Below are 16,968 nucleotides of genomic sequence, written 5' to 3' on the forward strand. Positions count from 1 at the left end.
CTCAGATAGTAGGAAGTCCGAGTAATTGTGGCGACAGGACGGCCACGCTGACCTAACTTTGTAAGGAGCCGAACGTCTCGCTCCATCGAGCGAGCGGCGGATGCGAGCAGCGCCCTTCGCGCGGGTCACCCCCGCGGCGCCCGCTCCCCGCCCCGTTCCGTGGCGACCGCCATCCATCTCCTCAAGTTTTCCCTGGAGTTGATCACCATGGACGAGACCGCCCGCCAGAACGCCCTCCGCGCCCTCCAGCGCAGCATGGACCGCCGCGACAACGGCGGCAGCACGGGCCACGAGGCCCGCTGACCGCACCCCGCACGAGCGGCGCGCGGCCCGCGGCCGGCCCCGTGGCCCGGCCTCATGAGACCGGCTCCCCACCACCGGTCTCACGGTTCCGGCCCTACCGCGCGCGCCGCGCCACCGTGAAGTGGTCGATCCGCGCACCCGTCTCCGCCAGCGCGGACACGGTCAGGGTCGACTCCCGCCCCGGCCGCGCGGGCTCGACGTCCACGGAGATGAACGAGTAGCCGGTGTAGCGGACCCGCGACCACTCGACGGTGTCGGCGACCTTGCCGCCGCCCTTCGCGGAGTGCCACGTCGTGACCGAGTCCACGTGGTGCTCCGCGCCCTCCACCGAGTCCGGCGCCGGGAAGTCGTACAGGCTGCGGCCCGCGCCGCCCGCGGTCACATAGACGACGCCGTCCGTCTCCGGCCGGGTCGTCGCACCGATCGCCACCTGCCGGGACACCTGCCCGCCGCGGATCGCGTCGGTGCGCTCGTACACGTGGTTGTGGCCGTTGATCACCAGGTCCACCCGGTGCTTCTCGAACAGCGGCACCCACTGCGCCTGCACACCGCCGTCCGAGGCGTGCGCGTTGGTGGTCGAGTACGCGCAGTGGTGGAAGAAGACCACCAGGAAGTCGATGCCGTGCTGCTTGCGGTACTGGCCGAGCGTCCGGTCCAGCCACGCGGTCTGTTTGCCGCCGGTGATCCCGTAGTTGGCCGGGATTTCGTACGAGACGTCGTTGGCGTCCAGCGCGATCACCGCGGTGTTGCCGTAGACGAAGGAGTACGAGCCCGGCTGGTTCTTCGGGTCGTGGCCGTTGCCGGGCAGCGCCCAGCGGGCCTCCTGGCCGCCGTAGCCGTTGGGCGAGTACCAGGCCTCCATGTCGTGGTTGCCGGTGGTCACCATCCACGGCACCCGCGCGGCCACCGACTCGGTCTGCGCGAGGAAGGAGTCCCAGGTGCGCGCGTCGTAGTCCGCGCCGTCCGCGGGCAGGCCCGCGCCGTCCGGGTCGGCGTAGCAGATGTCACCCGCGTGCAGGTGGAATGCCGGGTTGCGGGCCAGGATCAGCGAGTCGTTGGCCAGCGCGTGGTAGCTGACGCCCTGGTCGCCGAAGGCGGTGAAGGTGAAGCGCTCCCGCTTGCTCTGCGAGGGAGCGGTGGTGAAGGAACCCACGGTCGCGAAGGCGGCGGCGTCCGCCGGGTCGAAGCCCTCGTGGCCGACGCCGTAGTAGTAGGTGGTGTCGGGACGCAGCTTGTCCAGCGCCACGTGCAGGTAGAACTGGTCGACCGGCGGCAGCTTGCTGTTGAGGAGCTGCGGGGTGTGCAGCGCCCGCACCTCCGCCTCGATCTTGTGGCTGAGCGACCAGGGCTGGAGACCGACCCGCAGGAACGGCCTGCGGACCGCGAGCGGCACCTGCCAGGAGACCCGGAACTGGGTCTTCGGGTCGGGGCCGAAGGCGAGGTGGCGGCCGAACGGGGCGACCAGCGCGCCGTCGACGTGGTGCCCGGTGGCGGGCCGGCCGAGCAGCGTCGGGCCCGCGCCGGGGCTCGGGGTGCTCGCGGCGGCGACGCCGCTGAGGAGGCCGGAGGCGGCGATCGTGCCCGCGGCCGCGACACTGCCGCCGATGACCCGGCGGCGGGTCAGCTTGGCGCGCAGGTACTCGTGCTGCTCCGCCATGCTCATCCGACCGGCGAGCCTGGCGTCGATACCCATCTGTGGTGTGTCCATGACGCGCAATCTCCCAGCGCCGTCCTACCGTGGCCCGACTGGCGTCCGTCCGTGCGGTGAACGCGGCGTGGCGACCGGCTGACGCCCAGGATGCCGGATACCTCCGGTCGTCCGGCATGCGGACACGCCGTGTCAGGGGCTGGGACGCGGAGTAGGGTGCACGGCATGTCTCGCAGCATCAGCCTCGCAGTGATCCCCGGTGACGGAATCGGCCAGGAAGTCGTGACGGAGGGCCTCAAGGTCCTTGCCGCCGTGCTTCCGCAGGACGTCAAGCTGGAGACGGAGGAGTTCGACTTCGGCGCGAAGCGCTACCACGCCACCGGTCAGACGCTGACCGACGACGACCTCGGCCGGCTCAAGGCGCACGACGCGATCCTGCTGGGCGCGATCGGCGACCCGTCGGTGCCGTCGGGCGTGCTGGAGCGCGGCTTCCTGCTCAAGCTCCGCTTCGCCTTCGACCACCATGTGAACCTGCGGCCGAGCAAGCTGTTCCCCGGTGTCGCCTCGCCGCTCGCGGGCACCCCGGAGATCGACTTCGTCGTGGTCCGCGAGGGCACCGAGGGCCCGTACACCGGCAACGGCGGCTCGATCAGGACCGGCACCGAGCACGAGGTGGCCACCGAGGTCAGCCTGAACACCGCCTTCGGCATCGAGCGCGTGGTGCGCGACGCGTACGCCCGCGCCCAGGCCCGCCCCCGCAAGAAGCTCACGCTCGTGCACAAGAACAACGTGCTCGTGTACGCGGGCCACCTGTGGACCCGGATCTTCGAGCAGGTCGGCGCCGAGTTCCCCGAGGTCAGCACCGACTACCTGCACGTGGACGCGGCGACGATCTTCCTCGTCACGCAGCCCGAGCGGTTCGACGTGATCGTCACCGACAACCTCTTCGGCGACATCATCACCGACCTGGCCGCGGCCGTCTCCGGCGGCATCGGCGTGGCCGCCAGCGGCAACATCAACCCCAGCCGCGACTTCCCCTCGATGTTCGAGCCGGTGCACGGCTCCGCGCCCGACATCGCGGGCCAGTCCAAGGCCGACCCGACCGCCACCGTGCTCTCGGTCGCCCTGCTCCTGCGGCACCTCGGTTACGAGGCCGAGGCCGAGCGGATCGACGCCGCCGTCCAGGCCGACCTGTCCGAGCGCACCGGACAGCCCGCCCGCAGCACGGTCGCGATCGGCGACGCGCTGGCCGCCCGGGTATCCGCCTGACGCGGCGGTCCGACCTCGAGGCCAGGGGCTGCCCCGGCCCCACCTGTAGGTACCCGGCCCCACCGCTGCGATAATCGGCGGTGGGGCCGCGGTGCGACCGGATGCTCGGACGTCCTAGGACCTGTCCCGGTGTCCCCGCCGCCACGACGGCGAACGACAACGGCTGACCTGCGCTGACAGCACCTGCCAGCGCACGACGGCGAACGACGGCGAACGACAGCGAACACGGCGAAGGACACGGACATGACGACACCCACGATCGAGCTGAAGCCCTCCGCCCACCCGCTGGCCGCCGCCGAGCGCGAGGCGATCCTGGCCGACCCCGGCTTCGGCCGGTACTTCACCGACCACATGGTCACCATCAAGTGGACCGAGGGCCGCGGCTGGCACGACGCCCAGCTCGTGCCGTACGCCCCGCTCTCGATCGACCCGGCGAACATGACGCTGCACTACGCGCAGACGATCTTCGAGGGCCTGAAGGCGTACCGCCAGCCCGACGGCACCGTGGCCACCTTCAGGCCCGAGGCCAACGCGCGGCGCTTCCAGTCCTCCGCGCGCCGCCTGTCGATGCCCGAGCTGCCGGTCGAGACCTTCATCGAGGCGTGCGACGTGCTGGTCAGGCAGGAGAAGGCGTGGGTGCCGGACGCGGGCGAGGCGTCCCTGTACCTGCGGCCCTTCATGATCGCCACCGAGGTCGGCCTCGGGGTGCGCCCGGCCAACGAGTACCTCTTCCTGGTGATCGCCTCCCCGGCCGGTTCCTACTTCTCCGGCGGCGTCAAGCCGGTCTCGGTGTGGCTGTCCGAGGAGTACGTGCGCGCCGCGCCCGGCGGCACCGGCGCCGCGAAGGCGGGCGGCAACTACGCCGCCTCCCTCGTCGCCCAGGCCCAGGCCATCGAGCACGGCTGCGACCAGGTGGTCTGGCTCGACGCGATCGAGCGCCGCTGGATCGAGGAGATGGGCGGCATGAACCTGTACTTCGTGTACGGCAACCGCATCGTCACCCCCGAGCTGTCCGGCTCCCTCCTGCCGGGCATCACGCGCGACTCCCTCCTCACCATCGCCGCGGACCTCGGCTACGAGGTCGGCGAGGGCCGGATCTCCGTGGACGACTGGAAGCGGGACGCCGCCGACGGCACCCTCACCGAGGTCTTCGCGTGCGGCACCGCCGCCGTGATCACTCCGGTCGGGTCCGTCAAGTCCACCCGCGCGAGCTGGCCGGTGGCCGACGGCGCGCCCGGCGCGGTCACCATGCGCCTACGGGAGGCGCTTCTCGACATCCAGGGCGGCCGGGCCGCCGACCCGTACGGCTGGATGCACCCGCTGGGCGGCTGAGCGCGGGCGGGGGCGGCGCGTCGGACCGCGAGGCGCCGCCCAGCAGAGAAGCGACCGAATGGTGAGACCGGCGTCCCGAGCGGGCCGGTTTGTGGCACACTGCCAACGTGCACCCGTACGCCAACGTGATTATTGGCCGCAGGCACGCCGGTCCGCAGTGACTGATCCCCTGACCACAGGGGAGCGTCACCCGCCCAGACCCGCGTGCAGACCTCTCGCATCCGCGAGAGGTTTTTTCGTTTTCCGGCCCACCACCGCCGGGAGGCGGGGCGCGAGGGACGATGGGGGCAAGTGGAGCTGGATCCTCCCGATATCCGCATGTCCGGACGGGAACCCACTCACCCGACAGGAGTTACGACAGCCATGACCGCCGAACTGGACGACAGCTTCCACGTCTTCGACACCACGCTGCGCGACGGCGCCCAGCGCGAGGGAATCAACCTCACCGTCGCCGACAAGCTGACGATCGCCCGGCACCTGGACGACTTCGGAGTGGGGTTCATCGAGGGCGGCTGGCCCGGCGCCAATCCCCGCGACACCGAGTTCTTCGCCCGAGCCGCCACCGAACTGGACCTGAAACACGCGACGCTGGTGGCCTTCGGCGCCACCCGCCGCCCCAACGCGGTCGCCGCGCAGGACCCGCAGGTCAAGGCCCTGCTGGACTCCGGCGCCCCGGTGATCACCCTGGTCGCCAAGTCCCACGACCGGCATGTGGAACTGGCCCTGCGCACCACTCTCGAAGAGAACCTGGCGATGGTGACGGACACCGTCTCCCACCTCGTCGCCCAAGGGCGCCGCGTCTTCGTCGACTGCGAGCACTTCTTCGACGGCTACAAGGCCAACGCCGCCTACGCCACCGCCGTCGTACGGGCCGCGCACGAGGCGGGCGCGTCCGTCGTCGTCCTGTGCGACACCAACGGCGGGATGCTGCCCGCCCAGGTCCAGGCCGTCACCGGGCTGGTCCTGGCCGACACCGGCGCGCGCCTGGGCATCCACGCGCAGGACGACACCGGCTGCGCGGTCGCCAACACCCTGGCCGCCGTGGACGCGGGCGCCACCCACGTCCAGTGCACCGCCAACGGCTACGGCGAGCGCGTCGGCAACTCCAACCTCTTCCCGGTGGTCGCCGCGCTGGAGCTCAAGCACGGCCGCCGCGTCCTGCCGCCCGGCACGCTCGGCGAGATGACCCGCATCTCGCACGCCATCGCCGAGGTCGTCAACCTGCCGCCCTCCACCCACCAGCCCTACGTCGGCGTCTCCGCCTTCGCGCACAAGGCCGGTCTGCACGCCTCCGCGATCAAGGTCGACCCCGACCTCTACCAGCACATCGACCCCGAGCAGGTCGGCAACACCATGCGGATGCTGGTCTCCGACATGGCGGGCCGCGCCTCCATCGAGCTCAAGGGCAAGGAACTCGGCATCGACCTCGGCGGCGACCGCGAGCTGGTCGGCCGGGTCGTCGCGCGCGTCAAGGAACGGGAGCTGAAGGGCTACACCTACGAGGCCGCCGACGCGTCGTTCGCGCTGCTGCTGCGCGAGGAGCTGGAACGCGCTGAGAACGGCGGCCCGCGCCGCTTCTTCCGCACCGAGTCCTGGCGCGTCATCACCGAGGACCGCCCCGACGGCACCCACGCCAACGAGGCGACGGTGAAGATGTGGGCCAAGGGCGAGCGCATCGTCGCCACCGCCGAGGGCAACGGCCCGGTCAACGCCCTGGACCGCGCCCTGCTCGCGGCCCTCGGCCGGATCTACCCGCAGCTCGCCGCCTTCGCGCTGGTCGACTACAAGGTCCGTATCCTCGAAGGCCGTTCGGGCACCGACTCCACCACCCGCGTCCTGATCACCACCACGGACGGCGCCGCCGAGTGGTCCACGGTCGGCGTCGCGGACAACGTGATCGCCGCGTCCTGGGCGGCACTTGACGACGCTTACACGTACGGGCTGCTGCGCGCGGGCCTCGAACCCCAGGAGCAGTAGCGGGATTTGGCCCCCTGGGCGTCACCCCTCGCGGGCCGTTTACCGGCCTTTACCGGTCTTTGCCGGTCTTTGCCGTGCTCCGGGTCCCGGTCGTGTTCCCCGCGACCGGGACCGTTCATGTGCGGACACTGGCGGACGCGCGTAGAGCTCGGGCACACTCCTCCTGCGCCACCTGCACACCGGTCACCCGCACACCACCCACCCCAGCGGAAACAGCAGGAGGAATCGCATGACGCTACGTCTGCGCGCCCGATCCGTGCTCAGTGTCCTGACTCTCGTCCTCACCGCGGTGTTCGCCCCCGGCATCGGACTGGCCAGCTCCACCGACGCGTTCGCCGTCACCAAGCTCACCCACGCCCAGGCGACGAGCATGTTCAGCGGCGCGGGCATCACCTGGTCGTCCTCCGGCGGCTGCTCCAACCGCAACGTCTCGACGTGTACGTCCTTCGACCAGCTCAACCTCACCACCGCCCAGGGCGCCGTCACCCTCAAGCACGCCAGCGGCTGCGCCCTCAACATCACCGGCGGCACCGAGACCGGCCACGCCAGCGGCACGTACTCCCACTGGAACGGCTACAAGCTCGACTTCGGCAAGAACACCTGCATCACCAACTACATCCACAGCGCCTTCACCTACATCGGTCTCCGCGGTGACGGCTACCCCCAGTACCAGGCTGCCTCCGGCAACATCTACGCCGACGAGGGCAGCCACTGGGACGCCCTCTTCTACACCTGCGGCGGCTGCTGACCCCCTCCGGGGCGCGGGGAACGTGCGCTGCCGCAGCGCAGGGCCTTGTTCTTGGGGGCGCGGGGAACCGCGCGACCAGCCCCCACCGGGCTGTCAGCCCGAAGACAACGGCATCTGCCCCGCTGGCGCCGGTCTTCAGAAGGCCGCGCCACCGTCGGTGGCTGAGCGCGCGGTTCCCCGCGCCCCTCAAAAGATCGGCGAACCGCCCCACAGCAGAGGAACCGCACGGGGCCGCGCCCCGGGAAGGATGAGTACGGATGCTCAGGCCCGCGCCGGAGGCGGACGGCTAGCGTCGGGTCAGGCGAAAGGAGCCCCCCGTGCTGTGGTTGGTGATGCTGCTCGGAGCGGCGACAGGTCTGCTCGGCACGCGGCGGCAGCGCCGCACGGCGGCCCGCATGGGCGACCGCCTCTTCCCCGGCCGACTGGCCGTCTACGGCGCGCGTTCCCGCTTCCCCGCGGCCGGCGGCGCCGAGGTGATGTTCCGGGTGACGGACGACCCGGACGCCGTCGTGCGGCTGAGGGTGGACCGGGCGGAGCCGGAAGAGGACGAGCTGCGCAAGGCGGTGGCGGACGCCCTGGACCGGGCGCGTACCTGGCGCGGCCTCGACGCGGCGTTCCGCGCAGGCGGTTACGAGGTGTACGCCCTCGGCAACGTCGTCGCCGAGCCCTGGATCGCGGCCGACCCCCGTAACGGAACGGTCGACGACCTCCTCACCCGTATCGCCGCGTGCCTGACCCGCTGGTCCGGCGCCACGCCCACGACCGTACTGATCGCCCACCCCGACCTGGTGGCGGGCCTGAAGGACCGCGACCCGAGCGCCCCGACGCTGCTGCGGGTGACCGCGAGACGGCGGCTCGCCGCCCTGTCCGGCCAACGCCCGTACTACCGCGCCTGGTTCGAATGGCGCGACGGCGTCCCCGTCCCCGGCTCGGGGCGCCTCGACCTCGTCCGCCCCTTCGACGACAGCCAGCGCTTCGCCGCCGCCGTGGAGGCGAGCGCCGCCGCGTGGCTGGCCGAGGCGGTCCCGGAGGCGACGGTGTGCTCCGCGACCGGCGTGTGGCGGCTGCTCCCGAACCGCGTCGACCGCGTCACCGGCTTCGTCCTCTACCGCGACGAGCCCGAGCCGGGCCCCGTCTACCTCGGCAAACACGCCCTGCGCGTGACGACGGACCTGGACGGCGCGCTGGTCGGCGACCCGACCGTCCTGCCCCACGTGCGGGAGGGCCGGGGCCGCCTGCACCTGCCCGCCCTGTGAGGAGCGCGCCCCCCTGCTCCGTCACGCGTCCCGTCCCCGCAGCAGCAGCCCGCCCCCGAGCAGGGCCGCCGCCGCCCACGCGGCCAGCACCCCGAGCCCCGCCCACGGCGGCAGCCGTCCCGGGCGGGGCCGTCCCGGGCGGGGCCGTCCTGGCAGGGGTGACGGAAAATGGGTCGAGCCCACGGCCCCCGATACGTAAGGTCACGCGGGTGACAGACACCCCCGAGACCATCGTCAGGGACGCGGTGGCGGCCGACGCCGCCGCCATCGCGCACGTCCACGTCACCTCGCGCGAGGTGACCATGCCGTACCTGCCGCCGCGCAAGCGGACGGATGCCCAAGTGGAGGCGTGGGTGCGGGACATCGTGCTGCCCGGCTCGGCGGTGTGGGTGGCCGAGCAGGGCGGCGCCGTCGTCGGCTACGCGTCCGTCGAGGACGGGGTCCTCGACGCCCTCTACCTCCTGGCGGAGGTGCGCCGCCAGGGCATCGGCAGCCGCCTCCTCGCCCGCGCCAAGGCGCACAGCCCCGCCGGCCTCACCCTCTTCGCCTTCCAGCGCAACACCGACGCCCGCGCCTTCTACGAGCACCACGGCTTCACGCTGGTCGACACCAACGACGGCTCCCGCAACATGGAGAAGGAGCCCGACCTCTCCATGCGCTGGCCGTAACTCCCATTCCGGGGGCGGCGGGTGTCAGACCCCGGCGCTAGCATGCGACGCATGGGCATGATCGAGAACTACGCACGTCTGACACCCGCCGAACTCGACCGCGCCGTCCGGGAACCGGACTGGACGCAGGAGTTCGTCTTCGACCTGATGTACGCCGAGTCGGAGGAGACCACGGGCGCGGGTCAGCCGCGCTGTCTCGACATCGACAAGGCGTGGGACGCCCTGGACTTCCTGTTCCGGCGGATCGAGTTCCCGCTCGACATCGTCCACGGCGGCCAGCCGATACCCGGCGCCGGCGACTGGGGCTACGGCCCGCCCCGTTACCTCACCCCCGACCAGGTCCGCACGGCCGCCGCCGCCCTGACCGCACTCCCCGCCGCCGCCCTCACCAAGGACCTCACCGAAGCCGAGGTCGAAGAGGGCGTCCTCTACCCGAGCGTCGAGGGCCAGGCCCTCGAAACGCTCGAATACGCGACCCAGCACTACGAGGCCCTCGTCCCCTTCTTCCAAGCGGCAGCCGCCGAAGGCGACGCGATAGCCCTCTGGCTCAGCTAGCCCCTCCCAGCGCCTCCCACCCCTCACGCACCGCCCTCCCCACAGCCTCCGGCGTAGCCGTGTCCTCGACGGACTCCATTCCCAACAGCCCGAGCGGAAACAGCAGTACGTCCACTCGCGGCACCTCCCCGCCCGCGTTCCACTCCCGCACCGCCTCGAGCGCCCGCGACACCCCGAAATACGCGGGGCTGACGTCGGCGTACTCCGGCCGCACCACCGGTCGCCCCTCGCCGTCCAGCATCGCCGGGCGAGTGGCGGGCACCACGACAAGACCCGGATAACCGTCCCCCCGCACGTTCCGCAAAATCTGCGCCCGCCCCGGCGTCGGCCTCCCCCCGTACCGCCCGTGCGCGAACACCCCGGCCACCATCACGGCATCAGCGCCCACATCCCGGGCCTCGGCCTCCCACAACTCCACCGGCAGACCATCCCCCAAATGCCGCCGCCACACCTCAAGAAGCCGTGCGTTGTCCGAAACGATGATGATGTCCACGTCGCGTTCCACTCAGAAGGGGTGCATCAGGGCAGGGGCATGAAGGGAAGGACGCGAACTCGTCCCGCGTGGGCCATCTCTTCCACGGACAGGGCCAGAGCGTCGATTCCGCCGCCCGCGTCCGCCAGGTGGTCGATCAGGCTCTCGGGGTTGATCGCGTCCTTGTGGATCACCGATCTGACCAGGGTATAAGGACCTTCTTCCTTGTACGCCTTGAACGCGGCCCGGGCATAAGCCGCCGCGCCCTCCATCGTCGTCGAGAAGTACTTGGTCTCGATGCCGAGGACGTTCTCGAACCGCCGCGTCTTGAGCAGCTGTGCCAGCTCCTTGGCCTGGACGGCACGGTAGATGAAGATCTCGCCCGGCTTGAGGGCGCGACCCAGTTCCGTACAGGGACTCAGGCCGAACGGGTCGATCTCGTCGTATGGATTCTCCACATACGTGTGGTGGTTGGGAGCCGGGACCAGGCCGAGGGGATCGGGGCTCTGGTAGCGGGCGGTGACCGGGTCGTAATACCGCAGATGGTTGTAGTGGAGTCCGGTCTCGGCGTCGGCGTACTGGCCGGGGAAGCGCAGCGGGCAGTCGGTCTGCCCGCCGACGGCTGGTTGCCGGTCCCATACCGTGCGCGTGCTCCGCCACGCCACATCGCCGTCGGAGCCGATGAGTTCGCTGGGGGCACCGATGAGATCGGTGACGATGGCGTAGAAGCGTTCGTCGATCTGGGCCAGCGGACGGTGTGTGCCAGGCGCGTACTCCCAGGTCGTGGCGGCCTGCCCCGTCACCTCTTCCGTCATGCGCGCGCCGTCCCAGACGAACACGGTCTCCGCGATGAGGCCGCTGTCGCCCCACTGCTGCTTGGCGATCCGGCGGCCCAGCGCGTCGTACAGATAGCGCCAGACGCTGCCGTCCGGCGTGGTGACGCCCGTCCCCCCGTGGTCCCCGTCAGCTCCGGGGCATTGTTTCACCTCGGTCATAAGTGACGTGTGGGAACTGCGGCGGGGTTCCCGATGACCGGAACAGGTGGTCGCGGCCTGCGGATCACTGCTCCAGCAGGGGAGGGGGCGGGGTGAGGTGGGCTTCGGTGCGGGCCAGGCGGTGGGTGGTGCGGCGGGTGGAGGGGAGGGTGGTGAGGAGAAGGAGGGCGGCGAGGGCCAGGTAGATGGCGGCGAGGTCCTTGGCGGTGGGGCCCCACAGGAGCACGGCGGCGCCCAGGGCGGCGAAGAGCGTGGCAACGACGAGCGCCAGACGGCGGGTGGTGCGGGCTGCCCGGCGTTGGCGGTGCAGGAGGAGGGTCATGGCGTGGCGGGCCGCGGGGTCGGAGGGGATGACCTCCTTGCGCATGAGGCGGGCGGCCACGGTGACCTGCCGGGGGGTGAGCCCGGTCTCTGAGGCGATGTGCCGCCGGCTTCTCAGGTCTCGCCACGCAAACACCAAGCCGCCGGCCATGCCGCCGACGAGCGGGACGGTGGGGGCGGGCAGCCAGAACAGGCACACGGCGACGTAGAGCACGGCGGGCGCGAGGCGGACCCATATGTTGTCGCGCCAGGGACGTTCGCGGTCCCAGTCCATGGAGGCGGGCCTATCCGTGTCCGGGCGCCCCGGCGGCAGGGCCGGGGCACACGGACAACAGGGTGCGGGTCAGGGCTTGATGACGACGGAGTGGACGATCTTGTCCGCGAAGGTCTGCTTCTTGGCGTCCCAGGCGGGCCACAGGAAGCCGAGGTAGCAGGGCAGAGCGTCCAGGATGTGCAGCAGGCGCCGGCCGAAGGCCAGACCGAAGCCGAGGACCTGGCCGTCCGCCTCGCGCAGCGTGCGGGTGCCCACGACCTTCTTGCCCGGCGTCTGCCCGGTCGTACCCTCCATGTAGGAGAAGTAGATCGAACCGGCCAGGGCGACGACCGCGCCCAGCAGGGCCCCGGCCGTGCCGCCGATGCCGAAGCGCAGGATCGCGTACGGGACACCGAGGATGAGCGCGTCGATGAGATACGAACCCGCCCGCGCCCCCCAGTTGGCCAACGGGGGCATTCCGGTCGGCTGTTGACCGTAGTTCGCGACGTCAGGCTGGCCGCTGCCGGGGTAGGACGGTATGGGTCCCTGCCCGTAAGGGCCGGGCTGGCCATAGGGGTTGGGCTGTTGCTGCCCCTGCGGGTTGTGCTCCCAGGGGCCGGACTGTCCGCCGTTGTCGCCGTCGTATGGAGGTGGCTGTCTGTCACTCATGCCGCCGAGTACACAGGGCCTACCGGCAGGAGACAACCCTCTACCTGCAACGATTGCGTACCACTCGCCCAGCCGGGGCCGGTCAGCCGATCGGTTCGACGTACGTGGCGAGGTTGGCGAGCGAGGAGGCGATGCCGGTTTCGTGGTCGGCCTGGTCGATACCGGGCGGTACGTCGGTGGCGGTGACGGCGACCTCGGTGGCGTCGGCGGCGTCGTCGGTGGGCGTGAGAGACCAGGTCATCGTCATGGTGCCCGCATACAAGGGGTCGTCCGCCTCGAAGACGGCCTGCTGGACGACGCGGCGGTGCGGGACCAATTGCGTGAAGGCGACCGTGACGACGTCCGTCGCGTCCGAGGACTTGCCCGGGCTGTCGGCCGCGTCGAGATACGTGAGCACCATACGGAAGCCGCCGCCGGGGCGGGGGTCCCAGTGCTCGATCCGGCCGCGCATACCGTCAGGCGGCAGCCAGGCTTCGAGGGAGTCGCGGTCGATGAGGGCGCCGTAGATGGTCGCCGGTGGTGCCGCGATCACCCGGCTGGCGCGGTCGGTCCTACCCATGAGCCGAGTCTAGGACCGCAACGGCGGCGCCCGCACTCACGCCGTGCGGGCGATCCGTCGGACGTGTCGCCCGATACGTCAGAGCGCGGGCTGCTGCGCGGCGGCGAACGTCACGAACGCCGACCACGCGGCGGGCGTGACGGTGAGCGCCGGGCCCTCGGGGTCCTTCGAGTCGCGGATGTGAATCGCCTGCGGATGCGCGGCGACCTCGACGCAGTTGCCGCCGTCGCCGGTGCTGTGTGAGGACTTGTGCCAGTCGCACGCGACCTCGACGCAGTTCCCGCCCTCGCTGCCGCTGTACGAGGACTTGCGCCAGTCGTAGGCGAGTTCGACGCAGTTCCCGCCATCGCCGCTGCTGTGGCTCGACTTGAACCAGATCAGGTCGGGGGAGGGCTGCGGCCGTACAACGTGGTTCATTGCTCTCCTAGCAAATCGTCCAACAGGCGCTTGCTCTCCTCAGGAGTGAGGGCCTGTGAACGCAGCATCGCATATCTCTGATGGAGCACGCTGACTTCATCCGGATCATCGACGAGCACGCTGAAGCCGTGTGCGTCGAAGTAGCCCAAGTGCTCGTGGGCGGGGGTCTCCAGGAGCACCATGGGACCGGCGAGGGAAGCGTGCGGGCGGTCTCGTGGCATGACCTGGAGACAGCTGAAGGGGAGGTCAGCCACCTCCCTGAGACGCTGGATCTGGCGGCGCATGGCCGCTTTGCCACCAAGAGGCCGGTCGAACACAGCCTCTTCCAGGACGTACGACATCAGCGGCGGCGACGGCTTGCGCTCGAACATTGCTTGTCGGACGAGCCGGTCGGCTACCCGCTGCTCCACCTCGTCGGGGCTGAGCGGCGGAAACTGCTCGTTGAAGACCGCCCGCATGTACTCCTCGGTCTGGAGCAAGCCCGGTACCAGGGCGTTTTCGTACGACATCAGGCTCAGCGCCAGCGGCTCCTCCTCCATGTAGTCCTGCGCGAACAGCGGATACCGCTCCGCCTGCGGGACTTCGGCGACGGCCACCTCCAGCGTCTGGCTCGTGCGGAGCAACTGGTCGAGCTGGCGGGCCAGCCGCAGGCCGAGCGGTCTGCGGCCCTGCTCGATCGATGCGATCTGGTCCAGGCTGAGGTTCACCTCGTCGGCGAGCCGCTGCTGCGACATACCGCTCGCACGCCTGAACTGGCCGACCGTGGCGCCGATGACGCGCCACGCTGAGTTTTTTCGTGGTCGCTTTCCGTAGGGCATGCGATCTCTATTTCCGTCCCAAACCCGCGCCACCCTCGTCCGGCTCGTACAGTCCGGTTGTACGGGTTCACGCGGGGTACGGTCCCGCGCCTCTTCTTCTGTAGCGGGCCGAAATCCACGGCCCCTCGGGGAGGGACACCATGGACCGGGCCACGCTTGCCGTCACCGTTCTCTCGGTTCTCACGGCCAAGGGGTGCGCGCTGCTGGGGTATTGGCTGCGGCTGCGCTGGCGGGCGCGTTACGAGCACGCGCGCGCCGCGTATCTCGCCGAGGCTGTCAACGGCCTCGGGGCGGGGGACCGGCTGGAACTGGACGACGCACGCGGTGGCGGCCACCGGCTCCACCTGACGATCAGCCGCGCGGCGGGCCGAAGGGACGATGAGAGCACGTGACCGACCATGAACCGCCGACCACCGCGTCGGCACAGCGCTTACCGGGGGAGACCGGGGCCCCCGAGCGCGTACGCGGCACCGTGGACGAGGAGTTCTCGGACTTCTACCGCGCCGAGATACGCGGCCTCGTCGTCTTTCTGCTGCACCACGGGGCCGCGCTGGCCGTCGCGGCCGACATGGCGCAGGAGGCGATGATCCAGGTCCACCGCTACTGGACCACGGTCCGCACTCCGCGCGCGTACGTCCGCACCGTCGCCGCCCGCGCGCTCGCCCGCAAGACGGCGGCGGTCCGGGAGGACCCGGTGGACGAGGTGCCGGAACCCACCTCGCTGCTGCCGCGTCCGGACGCGTACGCCGACTGGGAGGAGCGGCATGTGACGCTCGCCCTGCTCCGGAGTCTTCCGCCGCGCCAACGGCAGATCCTGGCCTGGACGTTGGACGGGTACGCGCCCGCCGAGATCGCCGAGCAACTGACGATGACTCCCGAGGCCGTACGCGCCAGTCTGAAGAAGGCGCGGCGCGCCGCCGTGCGTCTCCTCGCCGAGGAGGACGACCGGTGACCGCGGAACACCACCACGACGAGCGGCTGCTCGCCGAGCGCGCCCGCTCCCTCGCCGGGGACCTCGACGGCGTCCTCGACATCGAGGCGGGTCTGTCCGAGGTGCTGCTCCAGTCCCGCCACGCGGCTCTCACGCAGGACGTGCCCCTCGACGTCGACGCGGGCCTCGCGTCCGTACTCCCCGCGCCGGACCCGGACCGGATTCCCGGCGCGCCGCCGCCACCCGCCCCGACCACGAAGTACGCCCCGCCCAGGAGTCCGAACCTCGTGGAGGCGATGCTGCACGTCAACTTCCCTGCTGGCATGGCCAAGTTTGAATCCACGCTGACCCCGGCCGTCGGGCGCATGGAAGTGCGGAGCCAGCCGCAGATCGCCGCCGGTACGCGGGCCGTCTTCCTGGCACAGCGCCTCGCGGACGACGACGGCGGAGACCGGGGGCGCGCCCTCGACCGCGTCGATCTGCTCGCGGCGGTCCTCGACTTCGCCCGGCATATGGTCAGGGAACCCGAGTTCGTCAGCGCTTTCCGCCGTGCGGCGACCTTCCTCGGGCGCGCTGAACCGGCGCCCGGCCGGCCCCTGACCGCGGACGGCTATCTCAGGGAGGCTCTGCGACTCGCCCGCGAGGCGACGCACGGAATGGCCGCCGGAGGAGACTCCTACCTGTCGCGGACGGCTGATCTGGCCTACGAAATCGCCGCCGCCCCCGGCCTCGACCGGGCCCTGGCCGAACGCGCCGCCCGCATCCTCGGCGCGGTCCGGATCGCCCTGGTGCGGAGCCAGTTCGCCACTCACCTGGTCACCCACGACGACCAGCGGATGGCGCTGCTCCTGGACGACTTCACCGTCACCGACCTCACCTCGGTCGACCTGCGCGGCGCCGACCTCACCGCCGTCCGCTGGACCGAGACCGGCACCCGCTGGCCCCCCGGCTTCGACCTCGCCGACCTCCGTTCCCGCTCGGACGAGTCCCCGCCGGGCAGCGCCATCTACGTCGTCCGAGGCGACTCGGCCACCGTCTCCGACTCCGTGGACCCGTAGGAGGCCCCCAGAGCCCGGCTTGCCCTGGGGGCGACTACTTCCCGGCCGGAGGCCCGTACCACTGGAGTGCCTGGCCGGTAACGGCCGCGACGCGCTCGAAGTCGCGGTCGCGGTGCAGGAGGGTGAGGCCCTGCAGTTCCGCTGTGGCGGCGACCACCAAGTCCACGGCGCCGGCGCTACGGTGCTCTCCGCGTTCCGTGAGCAGGCCCTGCACTTGCCAGGCGCGGTCGTACGCGCGGTCGTCCACGGGCACCCGGCCGAACAGCATGCGCATGTCGGCGGTGGCCTGCGCACGGTCGGCGGCCGACCGTGCGCTGTAGAAGAACTCCAACTCGGTGATCGGGCAGGTGGCGATCAGACCGGCCGCTGCCGCTTGGTCCCAGCCGAACTGCTCCGCGTCGCCGCGCATGATCCGTGCGAGGGCGCTGGTGTCGATCAGAAACTGCGCCGCGCTCACCGGCGGTAGTTCGTCTTGTCCTCGAAGATCTCCAAGTCGAAGGCCCCGTTGGCGGCTTGGGCACGCAAACGCGTGAGGGCGAGCGCTCGTCTCCGGTTCTCCAAAACCTCACGCAGGGCTGTGTTGACGGTCTCTCTCTTCGTGCCCGTGCCAAGGGCCTGGGCCACATCGGCGAGCAGTTCGTCGTCCAGGTCGATCACGGTCCGGCTCATATGATGCACCTCTGGTGATATCAACTTAGGTGTCGAGTATATCTCGCTCG

General features: G+C 70.9%; 21 protein-coding genes. 11 read left to right on the plus strand and 10 right to left on the minus strand.

Annotation, left to right across the window (positions count from 1 at the left end):
* Nucleotides 1-159 precede the first annotated feature (159 nt).
* Complete coding sequence (locus tag ACZ4EF_RS11475) at nt 160-303, plus strand: hypothetical protein (protein ID WP_188284990.1); 144 nt, start codon at nt 160-162, stop codon at nt 301-303.
* A 94-nt stretch (nt 304-397) separates the two neighbouring features.
* Here the strand turns inward: ACZ4EF_RS11475 and ACZ4EF_RS11480 are convergent, their stop codons facing one another.
* A complete protein-coding gene (locus tag ACZ4EF_RS11480) occupies nt 398-2,011 on the minus strand; it encodes a fibronectin type III domain-containing protein (RefSeq protein WP_391161488.1) in 1,614 nt (537 codons plus the stop codon).
* A 165-nt stretch (nt 2,012-2,176) separates the two neighbouring features.
* Between ACZ4EF_RS11480 and ACZ4EF_RS11485 the strand changes: the two genes are divergently transcribed.
* The 7 genes from ACZ4EF_RS11485 (at nt 2,177) to ACZ4EF_RS11515 (ending at nt 9,756) form a co-directional block, all read left to right on the plus strand.
* The gene (locus ACZ4EF_RS11485; RefSeq protein WP_391044771.1) at nt 2,177-3,220 is read left to right on the plus strand and encodes a 3-isopropylmalate dehydrogenase; all 1,044 of its coding nucleotides are present in this window, start codon (nt 2,177-2,179) and stop codon (nt 3,218-3,220) included.
* 243 nt (nt 3,221-3,463) lie between these two features.
* Nucleotides 3,464-4,552, plus strand: coding sequence for a branched-chain amino acid aminotransferase (locus tag ACZ4EF_RS11490; protein WP_355348140.1), 1,089 nt, complete (start codon nt 3,464-3,466; stop codon nt 4,550-4,552).
* A gap of 363 nt (nt 4,553-4,915) precedes the next feature.
* The gene (gene cimA / locus ACZ4EF_RS11495; RefSeq protein ID WP_355348143.1) at nt 4,916-6,529 is read left to right on the plus strand and encodes a citramalate synthase; all 1,614 of its coding nucleotides are present in this window, start codon (nt 4,916-4,918) and stop codon (nt 6,527-6,529) included.
* Nucleotides 6,530-6,758: 229 nt separating this feature from the next.
* On the plus strand, nt 6,759-7,277 hold the full coding sequence (locus tag ACZ4EF_RS11500; protein WP_355348146.1) for a hypothetical protein: 519 nt from the start codon (nt 6,759-6,761) through the stop codon (nt 7,275-7,277).
* Nucleotides 7,278-7,594: 317 nt separating this feature from the next.
* Nucleotides 7,595-8,533, plus strand: coding sequence for a lipase family protein (locus ACZ4EF_RS11505; RefSeq protein ID WP_401306181.1), 939 nt, complete (start codon nt 7,595-7,597; stop codon nt 8,531-8,533).
* A gap of 209 nt (nt 8,534-8,742) precedes the next feature.
* Complete coding sequence (locus tag ACZ4EF_RS11510) at nt 8,743-9,201, plus strand: GNAT family N-acetyltransferase (protein WP_355348151.1); 459 nt, start codon at nt 8,743-8,745, stop codon at nt 9,199-9,201.
* Nucleotides 9,202-9,252: 51 nt separating this feature from the next.
* On the plus strand, nt 9,253-9,756 hold the full coding sequence (locus tag ACZ4EF_RS11515) for a YfbM family protein (protein ID WP_391161482.1): 504 nt from the start codon (nt 9,253-9,255) through the stop codon (nt 9,754-9,756).
* Here the strand turns inward: ACZ4EF_RS11515 and ACZ4EF_RS11520 are convergent.
* The 7 genes from ACZ4EF_RS11520 to ACZ4EF_RS11550 form a co-directional block, all read right to left on the minus strand.
* Entirely contained in the window at nt 9,749-10,249 is a 501-nt protein-coding gene (locus ACZ4EF_RS11520) for a hypothetical protein (protein ID WP_402710918.1), read from the minus strand. The two genes, ACZ4EF_RS11515 and ACZ4EF_RS11520, sit on opposite strands and share 8 nt — an antisense overlap.
* 26 nt (nt 10,250-10,275) lie before the next feature.
* Nucleotides 10,276-11,223, minus strand: coding sequence for an RHS repeat domain-containing protein (locus ACZ4EF_RS11525; RefSeq protein WP_467504041.1), 948 nt, complete (start codon nt 11,221-11,223; stop codon nt 10,276-10,278).
* A 64-nt stretch (nt 11,224-11,287) separates the two neighbouring features.
* Nucleotides 11,288-11,818, minus strand: a complete 531-nt coding sequence (locus ACZ4EF_RS11530) for a hypothetical protein (protein ID WP_467504043.1) — start codon at nt 11,816-11,818, stop codon at nt 11,288-11,290.
* Between the two features lie 69 nt (nt 11,819-11,887).
* Nucleotides 11,888-12,466 (minus strand): RDD family protein, encoded by a 579-nt coding sequence (locus ACZ4EF_RS11535; RefSeq protein WP_467504045.1) that lies wholly within the window; start codon nt 12,464-12,466, stop codon nt 11,888-11,890.
* An 82-nt stretch (nt 12,467-12,548) separates the two neighbouring features.
* Nucleotides 12,549-13,025: an SRPBCC family protein gene (locus ACZ4EF_RS11540; protein WP_391161476.1), complete on the minus strand. Its 477-nt coding sequence runs from the start codon at nt 13,023-13,025 to the stop codon at nt 12,549-12,551.
* A 78-nt stretch (nt 13,026-13,103) separates the two neighbouring features.
* Entirely contained in the window at nt 13,104-13,442 is a 339-nt protein-coding gene (locus ACZ4EF_RS11545) for a DUF397 domain-containing protein (protein WP_467504047.1), read from the minus strand.
* Nucleotides 13,439-14,260 (minus strand): helix-turn-helix domain-containing protein, encoded by an 822-nt coding sequence (locus ACZ4EF_RS11550; protein ID WP_391050376.1) that lies wholly within the window; start codon nt 14,258-14,260, stop codon nt 13,439-13,441. The genes ACZ4EF_RS11545 and ACZ4EF_RS11550 overlap by 4 nt, the downstream gene beginning before the upstream one ends.
* Before the next feature lie 140 nt (nt 14,261-14,400).
* On the opposite strand from ACZ4EF_RS11550, the gene ACZ4EF_RS11555 reads away from it, so the two are divergent.
* Genes ACZ4EF_RS11555 through ACZ4EF_RS11565 form a run of 3 tightly spaced genes read left to right on the plus strand, consistent with a single transcriptional unit; the run spans nt 14,401 to nt 16,249 of the window.
* Complete coding sequence (locus tag ACZ4EF_RS11555; RefSeq protein ID WP_355349376.1) at nt 14,401-14,652, plus strand: hypothetical protein; 252 nt, start codon at nt 14,401-14,403, stop codon at nt 14,650-14,652.
* The gene (locus tag ACZ4EF_RS11560; protein WP_391161472.1) at nt 14,649-15,212 is read left to right on the plus strand and encodes an RNA polymerase sigma factor; all 564 of its coding nucleotides are present in this window, start codon (nt 14,649-14,651) and stop codon (nt 15,210-15,212) included. Before ACZ4EF_RS11555 ends, ACZ4EF_RS11560 begins: the two co-directional genes overlap by 4 nt.
* On the plus strand, nt 15,209-16,249 hold the full coding sequence (locus tag ACZ4EF_RS11565; RefSeq protein ID WP_467504050.1) for a hypothetical protein: 1,041 nt from the start codon (nt 15,209-15,211) through the stop codon (nt 16,247-16,249). The genes ACZ4EF_RS11560 and ACZ4EF_RS11565 overlap by 4 nt, the downstream gene beginning before the upstream one ends.
* Before the next feature lie 34 nt (nt 16,250-16,283).
* On the opposite strand, the gene ACZ4EF_RS11570 is transcribed toward ACZ4EF_RS11565, so the two are convergent.
* Both ACZ4EF_RS11570 and ACZ4EF_RS11575 read right to left on the minus strand, forming a co-directional pair.
* Nucleotides 16,284-16,706: a PIN domain-containing protein gene (locus tag ACZ4EF_RS11570; RefSeq protein WP_467504052.1), complete on the minus strand. Its 423-nt coding sequence runs from the start codon at nt 16,704-16,706 to the stop codon at nt 16,284-16,286.
* Entirely contained in the window at nt 16,703-16,918 is a 216-nt protein-coding gene (locus tag ACZ4EF_RS11575) for a type II toxin-antitoxin system VapB family antitoxin (RefSeq protein WP_355349388.1), read from the minus strand. The genes ACZ4EF_RS11570 and ACZ4EF_RS11575 overlap by 4 nt, the downstream gene beginning before the upstream one ends.
* Between the last annotated feature and the right edge of the window lie 50 nt (nt 16,919-16,968).

This window comes from Streptomyces sp. NPDC025721, from assembly GCF_055558595.1.

Bases quoted from the DNA above. Each gene is read 5' to 3' on its own strand.
- ACZ4EF_RS11480 (WP_391161488.1), bottom strand. From the start codon at position 2,011: ATGGACACACCACAGATGGGTATCGACGCCAGGCTCGCCGGTCGGATG.
- ACZ4EF_RS11485 (WP_391044771.1), top strand. From the start codon at position 2,177: ATGTCTCGCAGCATCAGCCTCGCAGTGATCCCCGGTGACGGAATCGGC.
- ACZ4EF_RS11490 (WP_355348140.1), top strand. From the start codon at position 3,464: ATGACGACACCCACGATCGAGCTGAAGCCCTCCGCCCACCCGCTGGCC.
- cimA (WP_355348143.1), top strand. From the start codon at position 4,916: ATGACCGCCGAACTGGACGACAGCTTCCACGTCTTCGACACCACGCTG.
- ACZ4EF_RS11500 (WP_355348146.1), top strand. From the start codon at position 6,759: ATGACGCTACGTCTGCGCGCCCGATCCGTGCTCAGTGTCCTGACTCTC.
- ACZ4EF_RS11515 (WP_391161482.1), top strand. From the start codon at position 9,253: ATGGGCATGATCGAGAACTACGCACGTCTGACACCCGCCGAACTCGAC.
- ACZ4EF_RS11525 (WP_467504041.1), bottom strand. From the start codon at position 11,223: ATGACCGAGGTGAAACAATGCCCCGGAGCTGACGGGGACCACGGGGGG.
- ACZ4EF_RS11530 (WP_467504043.1), bottom strand. From the start codon at position 11,818: ATGGACTGGGACCGCGAACGTCCCTGGCGCGACAACATATGGGTCCGC.
- ACZ4EF_RS11535 (WP_467504045.1), bottom strand. From the start codon at position 12,466: ATGAGTGACAGACAGCCACCTCCATACGACGGCGACAACGGCGGACAG.
- ACZ4EF_RS11540 (WP_391161476.1), bottom strand. From the start codon at position 13,025: ATGGGTAGGACCGACCGCGCCAGCCGGGTGATCGCGGCACCACCGGCG.
- ACZ4EF_RS11545 (WP_467504047.1), bottom strand. From the start codon at position 13,442: ATGAACCACGTTGTACGGCCGCAGCCCTCCCCCGACCTGATCTGGTTC.
- ACZ4EF_RS11550 (WP_391050376.1), bottom strand. From the start codon at position 14,260: ATGCCCTACGGAAAGCGACCACGAAAAAACTCAGCGTGGCGCGTCATC.
- ACZ4EF_RS11555 (WP_355349376.1), top strand. From the start codon at position 14,401: ATGGACCGGGCCACGCTTGCCGTCACCGTTCTCTCGGTTCTCACGGCC.
- ACZ4EF_RS11575 (WP_355349388.1), bottom strand. From the start codon at position 16,918: ATGAGCCGGACCGTGATCGACCTGGACGACGAACTGCTCGCCGATGTG.